The organism is candidate division WOR-3 bacterium (assembly GCA_011052815.1).
In the GTDB taxonomy this organism is placed as follows: domain Bacteria; phylum Hydrothermota; class Tepidihabitantia; order SM23-42; family SM23-42; genus DRIG01.
Genome location: DRIG01000030.1, coordinates 24,582 through 41,754, shown reverse-complemented (window position 1 = coordinate 41,754; position 17,173 = coordinate 24,582). Strand labels below are relative to the sequence as shown.

Genomic DNA, 17,173 nt, shown 5'->3' with positions numbered 1-17,173 from the left:
GGAAACCCCGGATAATTCTCCACACATCGAGCGTTATTGAGCAGACCACCCGGCTTTTCTCCTTCAAAGAGCAAAGGGGTTATGCCTGAACGCTTTAACTGGACCGCCGCGGCAATACCTGCGGGCCCGGCACCGATGATCGCGACTTTTTTCTTCCTGTACACAGTGCCATTATATCTGAGATGGGAAAAGAGTCAAGGCGGAGGGGAAAGGGAGAATGGGAGAAACGGAGAATGGGGGAAAGGGGGAAACGGAGAAACGGAGAAAGGGAGAAAGGGGGAAATGGAAATAGGGAAGCAAAGATTGACTAATATTCTTTTTTTGTTATAATTATAGTTGTGAGAGAGAATCGCCTTGCAACAATCCTCTACGCTGATCTTACAGGATTCACAAAACTGACAGCCACGCTCGGCCCGGAAAAAATCACCGAACTCGTCAATGAATGTTTCAAGATCATCGATAAAATCATCCATGTCCACGACGGAACAATACTACGCCATGAAGGCGACCGCGTTATGGCTGTCTTTGGTTTCCCGAAATCACAAGGATATGATGCATATTCGGCGATCCTCAGTGCATTGAGAATCAAAGAAGCGGTGAGAGGACTTTCCTATCCCATTGAAGTTCATATCGGCGTCGCCAGCGGTGAAATAATCTGTGATGAAGACAAGATATACGGATATGTCACGGAAGCGGCTTCTTATCTGGAAGAGACGGCGCCGGCAGGAGAGATTTATATCGACCTGAATTGTTATGAGTTGACCAAAACATTCTTTGATTTCGAAAGGCTCTCAAAGAATGAAAAGGTCTTTTTCCGGGTGCTCGCCGAGAAAAAACAGCAGGCATTATACACCAATAAATTTTTCAACAGAAAAGAAGAGATCGAATCGCTCAGCAATTATATCCTTAAGAAAAAGAAGGTGATCATCGTAACGGGAAACCAGGGGATCGGCAAGACCAGATTCATCCACGAGACATTCAACCGATTGAACAGAGAAGAAAAAAAGTTCAACCTTTTTCAAACCTCTTTTTTGACCGCCCGTTCCCTGCAGTTTTACGAATCAATCTTAAAAATCATCATGGAATTGAAACCGGATTTTGGAATCAAAGAAAAGATAGCGCTGGTAACCGAGGAATCATACAAAACCAATCTCTTTAATCAGTTCTGTGAAATTATATTCGCCGCAGGTAAAATAAAACCGCTTGTCCTACTCTTTCAGTATTTTGAACGCATCGATAAGAACTCTTTCGACTTCATCAAATTTTTAATAAACAATATCAATGAATATGATGTCTACACGATATTTGAAATGCATAATCTGCACAATAAACTGGTCGATGAATTAAAATCAGCGACAGGTGTCACACCGATGGTGCTCGAACTGACACCCCTTGATAAAGAGACCCAGTTCAAAATCGTCAAAGACCTCTGTGACGATGTCAAACTTGAAAAGGAACTGCTGGACGAGATCTGCCGCCACGCCGGCGGCAATCCTCTGTTCACGACAGAGATATGCCGCTATGTAAAGAACCAGCAGGACAGCGTGAAACTGCGGGAGAGGATAAAAATCCCCTATCGGGTCAAAGAAGTCTTCAACCACCTCATCGACCACATTCCAGTAGGCATCTTCAATACCCTGTCGCTCGGTGCGGTCTACGGCTATACCATTGAAAAAGAATTCCTGAAGACCGCCGCTCCCAATTATGAAGAGACCGTGGATTACGGGGTGAGAAACGACCTGTTGAATTCGAATGACGGTGAACTCTCTTTTAAAAATCCGTTTCTCAGAGAAGAGATCTGCAGCCGGCTGCCCAAGAGCGTGCGAAAGACGCTGCATCGCAAAATCGCTTCGATACTGCGTGAGAGGTTTTCCACCTATGACAACGACAAAAAACTGGCTTATCATTTCAAGGAAAGCGGCGACTACGAATTAGCCCTCCATTATGTCTTGAAGTGGGCGCGCCGACTGAAAGACATACACGCCAATGAGATGGCGCTCGAGGCGTACAATGAAGCCCTGCAGCTCTGCCGACAGACCAATATCAAAGCCGAATATCGTATTCTCAAAGAGCAGGTGGACCTTCTTGACCTACTCGGGATGTGCGAAGAAGAACGCAGCGCCATTGAACGGCTTGAAAGTTTAATGGCGAAAGATGCAAACGACACGGAAAAACTCGAACTCGCTCTTTTAAAAGGTCGGTACTTGATGAAAACCTCACAATACAAAAAAGCGATAAAGCTTTATGAAGAGCTCCGTAAGAAGAGCGATGATATACGCGTCATCCAGAATCTCGGTGTTGCATACTACAACCAATCCAATTTCAAGGCGGCGCTGAATTCCCTGCAGCAAGCCCTTAAATCGGCTCAAAAGAGCAAGGACATCAGAAAAGAAGCAGAGATAAGGGGGAATTTCAGTCTGGTCTATACAAAGATGGGTGAAAAGGAAAAATCACTGGAATACTGCAACCAGGCGTTGAAACTTTATGATAAACTCGGTGACACGGTCGCCAGGGCACGCATCATCGCTAATATGGGAAGCGCTTATTACTATCTCAATCGATTCAACGACTCACTCGCCGCTTATCAGGAAGCGCTCAAGGTCGCCGAGGACATCGGTGATATAATGTTCCAGGCAAAGGTGCTTACGAACATCGGCAGTCTCTATCAACTTCTCGGTGATTATGACAAATCGATCAAGAACTGCGAGAAGGCGCTTAAAATCGTAAAGAGTGTAATGAACAAAAAATGGGAATCGATAATCCTGAACAACATCGGCAATAACTTCGCCACTGTCGGTAAGTTTGAACAAGCCCTCTCCTTTTTTGAACAGGCGCTCGAAATCAGCAAAGAGGTCGGTGACAAGACCGGTATTGTAATCCGATACGGCAATATCGGCGACAGCTACGCCCATCTCGGAAAACCGCAGAAGGCGCTGGAATACATCCAAAAATCCCATGGCCTGAGTATAGAACTCAATATCATAGACTGGATATCTTTTTACAAAAACGAACTCGCCAACGCAATGGTACTCAACAACCGTCTGGAAGAAGCACTCCAGCTCGCCAAGGACGCCGTCGCCATCGCGCGCAAAGCCAAGAATATAAGTTATGAAATCAACGCCTTATCAACCCAGGCATTTATCTATTTCAAAACGGGTGAATTGAAAAAAGCATTCAAACTGTCGCGCAACGCGGTGAACGCCCTGGAAAAGAAGAAAATAATCGAAGGTGTCGTCAGCATCATCTATTACAACCATTATAAAATATTAAAATCCCTTAATAAAGATAAAGAGGCATATCTGTATCTTGAAAAGGCGTATAACGATATAAAGGAAAGAGGAGATCGAATAAGCAATGAAAATTTGCGTAAGAGCTTTTTCATGAATAGAAAAGAAAATAGAGAGATAAAAGAAGAATGGGAAGCATTGAGAAATCAGAGATAAAACCTTCGGTCATCCAGTTCGTGGAGATAAGAGGGATAAACAGAGAAGGCGAAGAGCTGGAGCCTGAAGAGTACGCCAATCGGATAAAGGAGATAACATCACTCTATGACGAAACAGTCCGGTTGTATGAGGGCCATATCGACAAACACGAGGGAAAGATATTTATGGCGACCTTCGGGGTGCCTGTATCACATGAAGAGGACCCGGAAAGGGCGATAAAATCAGCCCTTCTTTTTAAAAAAAGGATTGCAGAATACAATGAAAAAAACGACACCGCCCTGACCATAAAAGCGGGGATAAACGTCGGTAAGGTTTATGCGGGAAGCGTCGGTTCAGAGATCAAAAAGGAATATACGGTGATGGGTGATGCGGTCAATATCGCGGCACGCATCATGGAATATGCGGACGACGGTCAGATCCTGGTGAGCGAAGAGATCCACCGGATTACAAAACCCGTGTTCCAGTTCGCGGAGATGATGGAATTCCAGCCCCGTGGTTATGACAAAAAAATCAATCTCTTTCCAGTACTCAATCAGCAGGCGGGCTTTGTCAGACGGCGCGGCATCGAAGGGCTGAAGTCTCCGCTTGTAGGCCGAACCGAGATCTTCAATGTATTGAAGGAGTTCCTGGATAAACTTCTCAAGGGTTCAAAGAGCACAGTGGTCATCACCGGTGAAGCCGGTGTGGGTAAATCAAGACTCATCGAAGAACTCTTTACACATTCCCTGTCGATCTCACTGGAGCGGGCAAAGGTGATAAACTGGTGCAGCGGGTGCTGCTCGCCCTATAAAGAGGCGATCTATCTTCCTTTCATTGAAATAATAAAACAGATCTGCGGAATCGACAGCAAGAACAGTGAAAAGAGTATAACCGAAAAACTGCTCAAAACAATCGATAATCTCGCCGGTGAACGGGCAGATGAAATATATCCCTATATCGCCAATATCTTCAATATCAGATTGGACTCGCGTTATGAAACGAAAATCAAATATCTGGAACCTCAGGTGCTCCAGTTGCAGACCCATCTCGCCGTCGCCACCCTGTTGCAGAACTTCGCACTGAAGGCTCCCTGTGTTTATGTTATAGACGATCTCTATCTCGCCGATATGGCGACCCTGGAAGCGATCAAATTCTTTCTTGAAACCAATAAAGATATCCCGATGCTCGTCTTTTTGATAACGAGGACCGATAAGAGCAAACCATTCTGGAAAATCCTTGAAGAACTCCGCGACAGTCAGACCATCCACGAAATCAATGTCCAACGCCTCAGCCGTAATGACACGAGAAAAATATCCGAAAATCTGCTTCGAACTCCGGGGTTACCGGCTTCTTTGTTGAATGAGGTGATAAAAAAAGCGGACGGAAATCCTTTTTTCTTAGAAGAAATCATCAAGCTCCTGATCGCCGAAGGGATTTTGTTCAAGAAAGAAGGAAAGTGGTGCGCCGCCGAGTCGAACGTCGATTTCCACATTCCCTATACAATCGAGGCGGTGATTCGAAATCGATTCGACACCCTGAGCGGCGAACTGAAGACGGTGCTGGAAGAGATGTCGGTGGTCGGCAGAAATTTTTCCAAAAAAATCCTGAGTGCATTCAGCGTCCACTGGGAAACTATCGACGAATTAATCAAAGAAACAAAAGAACTCGATTTCGTCTCGACCAGCAACGACGAAGATTTCTTCTTCAATCATGCACTGGTCAGGGAGATCATCTACGGCGGTATTCCGGAGAAGAGAAAGAGAAATCTTCATCTTAAAATCGCCGAGACGATCGAGACCCTGTATAAAGACCGCCTCCCTGAATTTTTCGAGATACTATTCGAACACTACAGCCAGGCAGGAGACTACGAAAAGACGATCGAATACGGCACAAAAGCAGCGGAGAACGCCCGCAAACGCTATGCCAACCATGAAGCAATCCTCTTTTATCTGGCGGTGCTTAAAGAGTTGAATAATTTCCGGGACAACGAAGACCAAAAAAGGGAGATCCTGAAGAACCTGGGCGAAATACACGCCCTCATCGGACAGAATGAAGACGCCTTTGAGTTCTTCAACCAGGCGCTGAAATACTGTGATAACCCGAAAAACGAAGCAAAGATCCATACGTCGATCGCGGATGTCTATGAAAATATCAGTGAATACGATAAAGCAATCGAGTCATATAACAAGGCGATGAATCTGCTCGACGATGATTCAATAACCGAAAGGGCTGCCATTGAAACAGGCATCGCACGAATCCACTATGAAAGAGGCGACTACATGAAATGCTGCAGATTGCTCGAAAAGGCATTGACGCTGCTCGGTGACTCGGCGACCGTGGAGATCCGAAAGATCCAGGCGCGGATTTACAACCGTTTCGGGTCGGCATACTATGCACTGGGTGAAAAACAGAAATCTTTTGAACATTATAAGAAGGCGCTGAAATTATATGAAATCATCGAAGACAGGCACGGCCAGGGTGCGATCTACAACAACCTGTGCGACTACTACACAAGTCTCGGTGATTATCAGAGCGCCCTTGAATATCTCCGCAAATCCTTAGAGATCGACATCGCAACCGGTAACCTTCTCGGTCAGGTGATCGTCTATTACAACACCGGAGACACCTACTACCAGATCGGTGATTTCGAAATGGCGGAGCAGAATTACTTCCAGAGTATGGAGATAGCGAAGAAGATCAACAACAACCTCGGCGTCGGATATAATTCCTGGGGTCTGGGACTGCTCGCCATGGAAAAGGACGACCTGAAAAAAGCGGAACAGTATTACAACACCGCCCTCTCCCTCTTCAATAAAATAGGTAGCAAGATGTGGCAGATCGCCGTAATGACGAGTATCGCTGAGCTGTACCTTTATCAGAAAGAATTTGAAAAAGCCTGGCAGTTGTCTGAAAATACGATGTTGATCGCCAAGAAGATAAAGGATTATGATATGATGAACGAAGTCAAAATCACCCAGGTGAAGATCAGACTCGCTCAAGCCGCCGGGAACAAAAAACTGGCTGTCACATATCTGCAGGATGCAAAGACGCTTCTGAATGAATTGAATGATACAATCGATAAATACGGAGCGAGTCTGGAAACAAAATTCCAGGTCTATTTCCATCTGTGCCGTATCCATTATCAACTGGGCCTGCCCGCGGAAACGATGAAATTTCATAAAGACGCCGTCGGAGTCAAAGAAAAAATGATGGAATTCATGGAAGGTGATGAGGCGAAGAGAAAACTCCTCAACCGCAGATTGTACCGGGAGTTTGAAAATTTCTGTAAAGAGATAAAAGTCAGCTGAGAAATCATCACCTTTTAAATTTCAGGATGCTTGACTCCGCACTTCTTTTGGATAAAATATTGTTCATCTGAAATTTCATCAGAGGAAGAATATCATGAACGGTTCGATAAAATCAGAAATAAAGTACTGTGTCATTCAGTTTATAAAGATTCATGGCATCGAACGAGAAGGTGAACCCCTGGAGCCTGAAGAGTACGCCAATATCATCAAAGACCTCGCCGGACTCCACGAAGAGACGATCAAGTTGTATGAGGGCCATATCGATAAACACGAAGGAAAGATATTTATGGCGACCTTCGGGGTACCTGTAGCCCATGAAGAGGACCCGGAAAGGGCGATAAAATCAGCCCTTCTCTTTAAAAAGAAACTTGCGGCATACAATGAAAAGAATAAATCTTCGCTGCGGATGAGTGCCGGAATGAATCTCGGAAGGGTGTATGCTGGTGACGTCGGTTCAGAGATCAAAAAGGAATATACGGTGATGGGTGATGCGGTCAATATCGCGGCACGTATCATGGAAAGAGCAGAGCCTGATCAGATCCTGGTGAGTGAAGAAATCCATCAAATTACAAAACCCGTCTTTATCTTTTCCGAGGGTTTTGAAATCCAGGCACAGGGATTGACCGAACCGCTCAGAGTATTCGAGGTGACGGGTCAGAAGAGCGGGTTTGTCCGACGGCGCGGCATCGAAGGGCTGAAGTCGCCCCTGGTCGGCAGGGATGAGGAACTGAAGATTCTCAAAAAATATCTTGAGGATGTAATGAACAATATCGGCAATACCGTAATCATTATAGGAGAAGCCGGTGTCGGTAAATCAAGACTCATTGAAGAGTTGTTCACCTATTCCCTGTCGATCTCACTGGAACGGGCAAAGGTGATAAACTGGTGCAGCGGTTATTGCTCGCCCTATAAAGAAGCGATCTATCTTCCTTTCATTGAAATAATAAAACAGATCTGCGGTATTGAAAGTTCTGACAGCGAAAAGAAGATCACAGAGAAACTGCTCAAACAGATAAATCTCCTCGCTCCAGAGGACGCCGATGAACTGTATGCGAGTATTGCGAACCTCTTTAACATCAGACTGGGAGAAAAATATCAAGAGAAAATAGAATACCTTAAACCTGAAGAACTCAAGCTGCGGACCCAGGTCGCCGTCACCACACTTTTAAAAAACTACGCCCGAAAAGCATCCTGTGTCTATGTCATTGATGACCTCTACCTCGCCGATTCGCCGACGCTCGAGGCACTGGAATTCTTCCTAGAAACGGCTGCAGATATGAACGCCCTGCTGATTCTTCTCTCGAGGCCGGATAAGGAAAAACCGTTCTGGCGGATTAAAGAAAAGATCAAAAAACAGCGCAAGATCCATGAAATGAATTTGATGCGCCTGAGTAAAGAAAAGACAAAGCAGATATCCGAAAATCTGCTGAAGATCCCCAAACTTCCCGGAACTTTACTGAACGACATAGTCGAGAAAGCGGACGGAAATCCATTCTTCCTTGAAGAGATAATCAAGCTGCTGATCGCGAAGAAAAAACTGCTGAGGCGGGGAAGAGAATGGATCGCCTCAGAACAGGAGATAGACTTCGCCATCCCCTATAATATCGATGCAATCATAAGGAGCCGCTGCGACACCCTGAATCCGCAGTTGAAGAATATTCTTGAGGAGATCGCGGTCGCCGGACGGAACTTTTCAAAGAAAGTGGTGAACTTCTTCACTGAAGAGTGGGAAACATTCGATGAACTGATAGAAGAAATCACCGAACTTGGGTTCATCACGACCGACAACGGCGAAGACTATTCGTTCAACCACTCGCTGGTGCGTGAGGTGCTCTACACCGGTATTCCGGAAAAGAGAAGAAAATCACTCCATCGAAAAGTCGCCGAGACGATCGAGTCTCTTTATAAAGACCGCCTGTCTGAATTCTGCGAGGTGCTCTTTGAGCACTACAGCCAGGCGGGAGACTACGAAAAGACGATCGAATACGGTATAAAAGCAGCGGAGAACGCCCGCAAACGCTATGCCAATCAGGAGGCGATCCTCTTTTATCAGGCGGTGCTTGAAGAACTGAACAAGTTCCGGGACAACGAAGACCGAAAAAGGGAGGTCCTGAATAACCTGGGTAAGATACACGCCCTCATCGGCCGGAATGAAGAGGCGTTTGAGTTCTTCAATCAGGCGTTGAAATATTGTACTGTGCGAAAACAGGAGGCGGACATCAACGCCGCCATCGCGGACAGTTACCAGAAAATCAGTGATTACCCCAGAGCAATCGAATACTACAACCGCGCCCTTGAAAAGATATCCGATGAATCGAAGATCGACAGGGCGCAGATTCAAATAGGCATCGCATGGGTATACTATCTCCAGGGTGATTATCAGAAGGCGCTCTCCCTGCTTGATGAACTGCTCACCGAAATCAAAGATGCAGTGGATATGAAGGCACGCAAGATCACCGCCAGGGCGTACAACATACTCGCAGCGATATACAGCCACACAGGTGAACGTGAGGAATCCTTTAAATACTATAGCAAGGCGCTGAAACTATATGAAATAATCGACGATATCATGGGTCAGAGTGTCATATACAACAACATCTGCGGATATTATTCCGACAAAGGGGACCACTTCGCCGCCCTCGATTACCTCGAGAAATCACTTCAGGTTGCGGTGAAGACCGGAAACCTGCTTTCCCAGGCGATCTCGATTTACAATATCGGCGACACCTATTTTCAGCTCGGTGATTATCAAAAGGCAGAGGAATATTTTGAAAGATATATGGCGATCAATAAACAGATCAACAACCGCCTGGGTAATGGCTATGGAACCTGGGGACTCGGGATGTTGAAACTTGTGAAAGAAGATTTCACCGCGGCGAAAGAATATTTCGACAGGGCGGTTACAATCTTCAAGGAACTCGGCAGCAGGATAATGGAGTTGAATGTCGAACTGAGCCGCGCCCGACTCTTCCACCACCAGAGAGAATATGAAAAAGCCTATACGATGTGTGAAGAGATCATCAATCGAATAAAAGGAAGTGAATTTCACGGGTTGCAGATCGACGCCGCCCTTTTAAAGGCGGAGATAAGAATCGCACAGGCGCTTACCAATAAAAAACTTTTGATAACGTACCTGAACGATGCAAAAGAGATCCTGATGAAGATCAAGGAACGGGTTGAAAAATTAAGGGGCGCCAAAGAGACAAAGTTTCAGCTCTATTTTTACCTAAGCAGAATCAATTATTATCTGGGAGTGCCTGACGAAACAAGAAATTTCTTTACAAAGGCGATGCAGCTCCGTGAAGAAATTCTGCAGTATTTGAAAGAAGAAGACGACCGCAGACGGTTCCTCGACCGTCGGTTGTATCGGGAATTTGCAGAATTTAAAAAAGAGACAAAGATGTAGACTAATACCCGGCTTTTCTCAATTCTTCCTCACCGAAACCGAAATAATGACCGATCTCGTGTATCACGACCCTGCGAATCCACTCCTTCAATTCATCTTCATTACGGCTCAGACGCTCGATATTGTTCTTGAACAAAATGATCTTGTCCGGAAGCACGTTTCCATACCACGCACCCCTCTTCTTGAGAGGAACCCCCTGGTACAGACCGAGGAGGGACTTCTTTTCGATATACTCGTCTTCAATCACGATCTCCAGGTTCTCCAGTTTTTCACGCAGAAACCGAGGCAGGGAATCTATAACGTCTATGACGACCTTTTCGAATATCTCCCGATTCATTTTATACTGTCGAGGATCACCCTCGCGATATTCGCAGCCGAGTCTTTTTTCCGTAATTTTTTAATCGCACGCCTCATTCCCGCCATCTTTTCAGGGTCTTTTAACAGACCGCCGACCGTTGCCTTTGCATTTTCACGGGTGAGGCGCAGAGCCGCTCCGTGTTTGATCAGAAAGTCCTCGTTCTTGTCCTCAAGCCCGACGATTGAATTGGCAAAGAGCAAACAGGGACCCGCCTTGATCGCCTCGGTCGTTGTAATGCCGCCGGCTTTGGTGATGAGGATGTCGGTCACTGCAATCAACTCATGGATGTCTTTCACCATACCATAGGTGCTCAATCTCGCTCTCCCCTTCAACGCCTTTATTCTCTCCATAACCTCCTGATTCTCTCCGCACAGGACGAGAAGGTCGTAATCAAAGTCGACGATCTCCTTTACAATCTCAAACCATTCTCCGCCGAAAACCCTGCTTCCCATCACGGTGGCGGATATTCGGCTCTTCGACAGCCCGAATCTCTTACGCGCCGCATCCTTGTCGATCTCTCCTTCGAGTTCCAGGGCGACGGGAATACCGAACGGAAAAATATTCTCTCTCTGAGCTCCGTAGGAAACAACCTGTTCAATCAAAAATTCATGGGGGATGAAATAATGGTCGATCTCCTTATTGCTCCAGTGAGGATGCACATAATAGTCGGTCACCACGATACCTATCTTATAAAGATATTCTTTCTTATACAGGGCGGCGAAATATCCCGGCGAGAAATGGGTGCAGAGTACATAATCAGGAGAATATTCTTTCAACAGTGTCCTGATTTTGTGGGCGAGAACTTTATGTATTCGATAGAGGAATTCCGAAGAACCGCTCTTTATGCCCACGCCCCGATACAGAAATTTCAACAGCGCCCTCCCCTTTTTCTGGGCGTAGTCGTATATCTTCCTGTAAGCAGTGCCGTATAAAGGATAAACCCAGTCAAAACAATCTTCAAACCGCACCTCGATTTCCGGTGCCAGAGCCACGAGCGCCTGTTTGAGTGCCTTCGCCGCTTTGATATGGCCTGCACCGATCGGCACGGGCATTATCAATACCTTCATAATTTAAATTATAGTCATAAGAGTTGACATTTCAAGGATAATCTATATAATAAATATGGAGAAAAAAAATGAAAAAAATCACGCTTTTGTGTATTATGTTTTCTCTTCTGGTTCTGCAGTGCGCGGAAACAGCAGAACCCCTTGTCTGCCATGTGTACGGCTGGGTAAGAAAAGAGAGTGACTCAACCGGTGTGGACGGAATAATACTCCGCCTCAGAGATATCGATCCATACAACACCGAACAGTCACGAGAAAGACTCATCACAACGGCGACGATCGATTCAATGCCGGGGTCTTTTGAGGTGGACAGTGTCTGTTACGGCACATCAAAGATGCAGGGCACCGGTTATGTCACGATCTTCCTCGACAGCACCAGTAATCCCGGATGGCCGAATCAATACTGGCATCCGGATATCTACGGAGCGGTTGATACGGTTATTCTGTATATAACACAATAGGAGGCTGAAAGTATGAAAGTATCTTCCCGGTTCCGCTATGGTCTGAGACTGCTCGTGGACCTGGCGGCGAACTATCAAAAAGGACCCATTCTTCTTAAGGATATTGCGAGCTGTGAGAAAATTTCAAAAAAATATCTGGAACAGATTGTAATCACCCTCAGAACCGCCGGGCTGATCGGCGCGACCCGCGGCGCTCGGGGCGGTTATTTTTTGATCAAACCACCTGATGAAATAAAACTTACTGATATTTATAAAATCCTGGAAGGACCCTATGCACCTGTGGACTGTCTCAAAAACCCTGATATCTGCACAATGATAGAAACCTGTCCTACGCGAAAACTCTGGATCGAACTTGAAAAATCAATCAAAAGAATCTTTGAAGAAAAGACCCTCGCCGAGCTGGTGCGAAAATAATATTTAAAAACCAACTCACCCTTTAACAAGGGATATTTTTTATATATAATTAGTTGATTATGAAAATAGACGCGGGCAAATGTCGCAATCAAAGAAAAACCGGAGGCAAGCTGTGAAGAATAACGACATTAAAAGAATCGAAAAACTGATTCTTCTGGAATAGCGAAAAAGAACATTATTTTTTAAATTCTTTATGCCTTTCCAGGGCATCGTAAAACGCCTTCCAGAAGGGGTCGACACGCGGATGTTCTATCTTTCTTTCTCTCTTTCCCTCGACGACATTTATGCCGAACTTCTTTTCAATAAGTTCACCGACGACAGAAGACTTTATTCCCTTTTTGTTGAGAGCGTCGACCACGGCGTCGGCTTTATGTTCCCGACAGGTGATAATCAATGTTCCCTCGCTGATCGACTTATAGGGGTCGATTTTGAACAATTCACATATCTCCCGGACACACTCTTCAACCACGATCGCTTCTTTATTGATTCTGGCGCCGACACCGGCGGCTTCGGCGATTTCAAAGACACCGCCCCAGATGCCGCATTCGGTCGCGTCATGCATCGATGAAACTCCGTTGTCACGAATACCCGCGCTTACGGCGGTCAATGCGTCTTCAACGACCGACATCTTGAAGAATATCTCCTGAGACTTCTTTGCAAAATCTTCTCCGTACTCTTCAGCGATATACTCAGGAAACATCGTCGCAAAAATACCCGCCGCTTCGATTGCCGGACCTTTGGTGATTATTATCCTGTCGCCGACCCGCGCAAAAACGGGTGAAACATACTGATCGATATCCCCAAGCGCAAGGATCGTGGCACCGCCGACCATCGGGTAATGACAATTGTCATAACGTGCGGTATGTCCGCAGACAATCGCCATACCCATCTTTTTGCACTCCCGGTCGATCGTCTTCCATACTACGGTCAACTGTTCTTCAGATATTGAAAGCGGCAGATTCAGGTCAATCGTCAGATAAGTCGGAGGCAAACCAGAGGTGACGACATCTGAAGCGAGGATGTGGACGGCGAACCAGGCGGCGCGTTCAAATCCGTATTCAGGCACGATAAAGACCGGATCGCTGGTCATCGCAATAACTTTATCGCCGATCTTTACGATACCGACGTCAACCCCGTGGCGGGGACCGACCAGAATTTCCGGACGTTCTGCACCGAGGTGTGGAAAGATAAGTTCGTTGAACACCTCAGCTGAAATCTTACCTATCTCAGGCAGTTTAATCATCACTTACCTCCATATTTCTCACCCTCCATTGTATGGGAAAATCAGAATTTTGTCAATAAGCGTAAAAATTTATTGACATTTCAAGAATTATGTATATAATCTACTAATGAGTTTCAAAGGATATTTCCTGGTGGGAGGCAAAAGGTGAAGAATAATCTCCGCGGGCCGGGCCGCGTCCGCATCCACCGTCCTCTTGCTATCTCCGAATCACAATCCAGAAATATAAATTCCTTGTTCCTTACCTTGCAACACTTTAATCAAACAATTAAAATACTTGAGGAGGGGAAAAAGTGAGATATTATCCATACGGGCTCGGTCGAGCCCGAAAGAGAAACATCACACTCACTCCCCCACCCATTTTCCGATCTTATTCATTATATTATTTAAATAACACCATTATCTTCTTTTCAGAAGAACAGATAATCCGACCATCAACGAAAGGAGGAATATAAATGGCTAATCCATGGGATGGTGTCGTCGGAACCGCTCCATATAATGAAAATCTTGAAAGAATAAAAAATATCGCGGAAGAGAAAGGTTTCATTTTAAACCCTGATGAAGAACGGGTGAAAAAAGTAGTGGGACTGATGACGATGAATTTCAAAGAATACAATAAATATTACTGCCCCTGCAAGCAGAGTCATCCGCTTGATCCGACAAAGGATGTCGTATGTCCTTGTTCGACCCTTGAACAAGAGGTGAATAAAGACGGCCACTGTTACTGCCGTCTTTTCTATAAAAAAGAAACATAGATAAGGAGGTAAGATGAAAAAACTGATTGCACTATCTTTTGTCCTGGCATTGTTCATCTCCTGCGCTCAGCAGGAAGTACCGGTGCTAAAAGTGGGCTATGTGGGTCATGACCACCAGTCGGCCCTCTATGTCGCCGCTCTTGAACATGCAAGAACAAAGAAAGATTGTGGAGTATATCTGAAAGAAGTCGAGGCGAAAAAACACTATGAACTGATTAAAAACAACAAGAAGATCGCTGATATCGAACTCTATCTTTCAGGCGGCGGTTCGAAAATGCCCACGTTGATGTCACAGGGACATTTTGAAGTCGGCTTCGGCGGCGTCGCGGCTGTCGCCTTCTTCACGGATAAAGGCTCACCTATGAAGATCATCGCTCCGCTTCACACAAAAGGTGATATGCTCGTGCTTCAACCGGACAATCCTGTGAAATCATGGGAAGAGTTCGTTAAGTGGGCGAAAAAGTCGAAGAAACCGATCAGAATCGGCTTTAAGAATCCCGTCGCAGTCGCCAAGTTGATATTCGAACGTGCTCTCGAAGAAGAAGGATTGACCTATACCAGTGACGAATCAGACAGAACAAAAGATGTCCTTATGATTCTGTTGAAGGGCGAAAAGAATCTCGTGCCCGGTCTTCAAAATAAGATCATCGACGGCTATATCTCAAATAATCCCTGGTGTGCGATCGCCGAAAGCAAGGGCATCGGCAAGTGCGTGGCTGACCTCAATGAACTGCCGCCCGGTATTTGGAAAGACCATCCCTGTTGTTGTATCGCCGCAACCGATGAGGCAATGGCCAACAAAAAAGAGATCATCAAAGAATTCCTGAAGTTGATCATCCTTGCTACACAATACGCTAACGAAGACCCTGAAATGCATGCGCAAGACGCTTCAAAATGGATCGGCACATCATTAGAGGTGGAAAAAATGTCTCTGCCGACATCAGGATTCACAACGAATCCCGACGAAGACTGGCTCAAGAGTATGCAGGTCTGGATCGACGAGATGAATCGTCTGGGTAAACTGAAGGGAGCTCTCAAAGGTAAAAAAGGTGCTGAAGTCGAATCCATCCTTTACGACTTCAGTGCACTGAAACAGGCAGCCAAAGAACTGAATCTGGAGAAGTGGTATTAAAGTAGCGAAATCGGCCATTCTGGGATTTGTTATACCACTCATCATCATCGGGGTGTGGGAATTTTTCGCAATTAAAGCGGATAATCCCGCACTCCTGCCACGGGTCGAGGATGTGGTCAACCGCCTCATCCACCCGTTCAGTGATCTGCTTGATACCGGCAGTTATGTACGCCATATTATAGTAAGCGCCTCGAGGGTCGTTCTCGGGTTTATTCTGGCGGCAATAGTAGGCATACCAATGGGGCTTTTAGTAGGTCGATACCTCCTTTTCCACAGGCTCTTCAGCCCGGTTATTGAAATACTAAGGCCCCTATGCCCCATCGCCTGGATTCCGTTCGCCATGGCGGTCTTCAAGACCTACAATGTCGCCAATCTATTCGGAGTCCGTTATACCAGCACCATCTTCAGCCACATCCAGCTCGGCATGCTCTTCGTCATTTTTTACGGTGGTTTCTTTCCGATCTTTTTGAATACGGTCCACGGCGTTAAATCCGTGAAGAATATCTTCATTGAATCGGCACTCCTGCTTGGTGCGGATCAGAAAAAACTCTTCAAGAAAGTGATTCTGCCCGCTTCTCTACCCGCTATCCTCACCGGGTTGCGGGTTGGTCTCGGTATATCCTGGATGGTGATCATCGCCGCTGAAATGCTGCCGGGCAGTGATGCTGGTATCGGTTATCTGATTATGTTTTCCTATGAGCTCGCTGAAATGGATATCTTGATCGCAAGTATGATTCTAATCGGTACCGTGGGTGCACTGCTGAGCTACGGCGTCAAATTCATAGCCGACCGCAATTCAGTATGGCAGGCAAAGGAGCGATAGTGTCTTTTCTTCGGGTGAACGGTGTTAAAAAAGTCTATTACGGTAAACGCAGAGAAGAAGTCGTCGCTCTGCACAATATAACATTCGAATGTCGGGACGGAGAATTTCTGTGCATCGTAGGACCGACCGGATGCGGAAAAACAACCCTTTTGAGACTGATAGCCGGCCTGGAACATACCGACGCCGGGGAGATTGCGATCGACAACAAAAAGGTCGAAGGGATAAACCTGAACACGACACTTGTCTTTCAACAGTACTCCCTCTTTCCCTGGCGCAATGTACGGGACAACATCGCCTTCAGTCTTGAAATGAAGTCCATTCCGAAAAAGGCACGCTACGAAGCAGCCCAAAAGTTCATCAATCTTGTCAGGCTCACGGGTTTTGAAAAGGCATATCCTTATGAACTTTCAGGAGGAATGCAGCAGAGGGTGGCGATCGCCCGTGCGCTTGCATACAATCCAAAACTCCTTTTACTCGATGAACCCTTTGGAGCGCTTGATGAACGTACCAGACATCAGCTTCAAGAAGAGCTTCTGATGATCTGGCAGCAGGAGAAGAAAACAATTCTCTTTGTCACCCATAACATCGACGAGGCGATATTCCTCGCCGACCGGATTCTGATTATGAGAGATCGACCGGGAAGTATCGAAAAGGAATTCAAGATAGCCCTTCCCCGTCCTCGTAATCGACGCTCAGAAAAATTTATTGAGTTCCACATAAGAATCCGCGAAATACTCGAGAACATTCTGACGGATAATAAAACAGGAGGTACATAATGACCGACATGATT

The 17,173-nt window shown here is 45.9% G+C and carries 13 protein-coding genes; 9 read left to right on the top strand and 4 right to left on the bottom strand.

All coding sequences use genetic code 11. The features are described from left to right. A partial coding sequence (locus tag ENI34_02820; GenBank protein HEC78057.1) for an FAD-binding protein occupies positions 1-164 on the bottom strand: 164 nt, incomplete at its 3' end. A gap of 174 nt (positions 165-338) precedes the next feature. On the opposite strand from ENI34_02820, the gene ENI34_02815 reads away from it, so the two are divergent. The 3 genes from ENI34_02815 to ENI34_02805 all read left to right on the top strand — a co-directional run bounded on the left by ENI34_02815 (position 339) and on the right by ENI34_02805 (position 10,136). Then, on the top strand, positions 339-3,443 hold the full coding sequence (locus ENI34_02815) for a tetratricopeptide repeat protein (protein ID HEC78056.1): 3,105 nt from the start codon (positions 339-341) through the stop codon (positions 3,441-3,443). Further along, positions 3,416-6,730 carry a tetratricopeptide repeat protein gene (locus tag ENI34_02810; GenBank protein HEC78055.1) on the top strand — a complete coding sequence of 1,105 codons (3,315 nt, stop codon included), beginning with the start codon at positions 3,416-3,418 and terminating at the stop codon, positions 6,728-6,730. The genes ENI34_02815 and ENI34_02810 overlap by 28 nt, the downstream gene beginning before the upstream one ends. A gap of 94 nt (positions 6,731-6,824) precedes the next feature. Further along, positions 6,825-10,136 (top strand): tetratricopeptide repeat protein, encoded by a 3,312-nt coding sequence (locus tag ENI34_02805; GenBank protein ID HEC78054.1) that lies wholly within the window; start codon positions 6,825-6,827, stop codon positions 10,134-10,136. Between the two features lies 1 nt (position 10,137). On the opposite strand, the gene ENI34_02800 is transcribed toward ENI34_02805, so the two are convergent. Both ENI34_02800 and ENI34_02795 read right to left on the bottom strand, forming a co-directional pair. Further along, entirely contained in the window at positions 10,138-10,473 is a 336-nt protein-coding gene (locus ENI34_02800) for a metallopeptidase family protein (GenBank protein HEC78053.1), read from the bottom strand. After that, a complete protein-coding gene (locus tag ENI34_02795; protein ID HEC78052.1) occupies positions 10,470-11,561 on the bottom strand; it encodes a hypothetical protein in 1,092 nt (363 codons plus the stop codon). Before ENI34_02795 ends, ENI34_02800 begins: the two co-directional genes overlap by 4 nt. 68 nt (positions 11,562-11,629) lie before the next feature. Here ENI34_02795 and ENI34_02790 point away from each other — a divergent pair, with 68 nt between their 5' ends. Then, a complete protein-coding gene (locus tag ENI34_02790; protein HEC78051.1) occupies positions 11,630-12,019 on the top strand; it encodes a hypothetical protein in 390 nt (129 codons plus the stop codon). Positions 12,020-12,031: 12 nt separating this feature from the next. After that, a complete protein-coding gene (locus ENI34_02785) occupies positions 12,032-12,433 on the top strand; it encodes an Rrf2 family transcriptional regulator (GenBank protein HEC78050.1) in 402 nt (133 codons plus the stop codon). A 175-nt stretch (positions 12,434-12,608) separates the two neighbouring features. Here ENI34_02785 and ENI34_02780 read toward each other — a convergent pair whose 3' ends face one another. Beyond that, entirely contained in the window at positions 12,609-13,676 is a 1,068-nt protein-coding gene (locus ENI34_02780) for an AIR synthase (GenBank protein ID HEC78049.1), read from the bottom strand. A gap of 452 nt (positions 13,677-14,128) precedes the next feature. On the opposite strand from ENI34_02780, the gene ENI34_02775 reads away from it, so the two are divergent. From ENI34_02775 to ENI34_02760, 4 genes are read left to right on the top strand one after another with little or no spacing between them, the layout of a single operon-like run. Beyond that, entirely contained in the window at positions 14,129-14,428 is a 300-nt protein-coding gene (locus tag ENI34_02775; protein HEC78048.1) for a ferredoxin:thioredoxin reductase, read from the top strand. 13 nt (positions 14,429-14,441) lie between these two features. Continuing rightward, entirely contained in the window at positions 14,442-15,560 is a 1,119-nt protein-coding gene (locus tag ENI34_02770) for an ABC transporter substrate-binding protein (GenBank protein ID HEC78047.1), read from the top strand. Further along, positions 15,556-16,383, top strand: coding sequence for an ABC transporter permease (locus ENI34_02765; protein ID HEC78046.1), 828 nt, complete (start codon positions 15,556-15,558; stop codon positions 16,381-16,383). The genes ENI34_02770 and ENI34_02765 overlap by 5 nt, the downstream gene beginning before the upstream one ends. Beyond that, positions 16,383-17,159 (top strand): ABC transporter ATP-binding protein, encoded by a 777-nt coding sequence (locus tag ENI34_02760; protein HEC78045.1) that lies wholly within the window; start codon positions 16,383-16,385, stop codon positions 17,157-17,159. The genes ENI34_02765 and ENI34_02760 overlap by 1 nt, the downstream gene beginning before the upstream one ends. The last annotated feature ends 14 nt before the right edge of the window (positions 17,160-17,173 follow it).

What these genes read in the sequence shown, in the direction of transcription:
- ENI34_02785 (HEC78050.1), top strand. Translation starts at nt 12,032, where the DNA reads ATGAAAGTATCTTCCCGGTTCCGCTATGGTCTGAGACTGCTCGTGGAC.
- ENI34_02810 (HEC78055.1), top strand. Translation starts at nt 3,416, where the DNA reads ATGGGAAGCATTGAGAAATCAGAGATAAAACCTTCGGTCATCCAGTTC.
- ENI34_02770 (HEC78047.1), top strand. Translation starts at nt 14,442, where the DNA reads ATGAAAAAACTGATTGCACTATCTTTTGTCCTGGCATTGTTCATCTCC.
- ENI34_02790 (HEC78051.1), top strand. Translation starts at nt 11,630, where the DNA reads ATGAAAAAAATCACGCTTTTGTGTATTATGTTTTCTCTTCTGGTTCTG.
- ENI34_02800 (HEC78053.1), bottom strand. Translation starts at nt 10,473, where the DNA reads ATGAATCGGGAGATATTCGAAAAGGTCGTCATAGACGTTATAGATTCC.
- ENI34_02805 (HEC78054.1), top strand. Translation starts at nt 6,825, where the DNA reads ATGAACGGTTCGATAAAATCAGAAATAAAGTACTGTGTCATTCAGTTT.
- ENI34_02780 (HEC78049.1), bottom strand. Translation starts at nt 13,676, where the DNA reads ATGATTAAACTGCCTGAGATAGGTAAGATTTCAGCTGAGGTGTTCAAC.
- ENI34_02775 (HEC78048.1), top strand. Translation starts at nt 14,129, where the DNA reads ATGGCTAATCCATGGGATGGTGTCGTCGGAACCGCTCCATATAATGAA.
- ENI34_02795 (HEC78052.1), bottom strand. Translation starts at nt 11,561, where the DNA reads ATGAAGGTATTGATAATGCCCGTGCCGATCGGTGCAGGCCATATCAAA.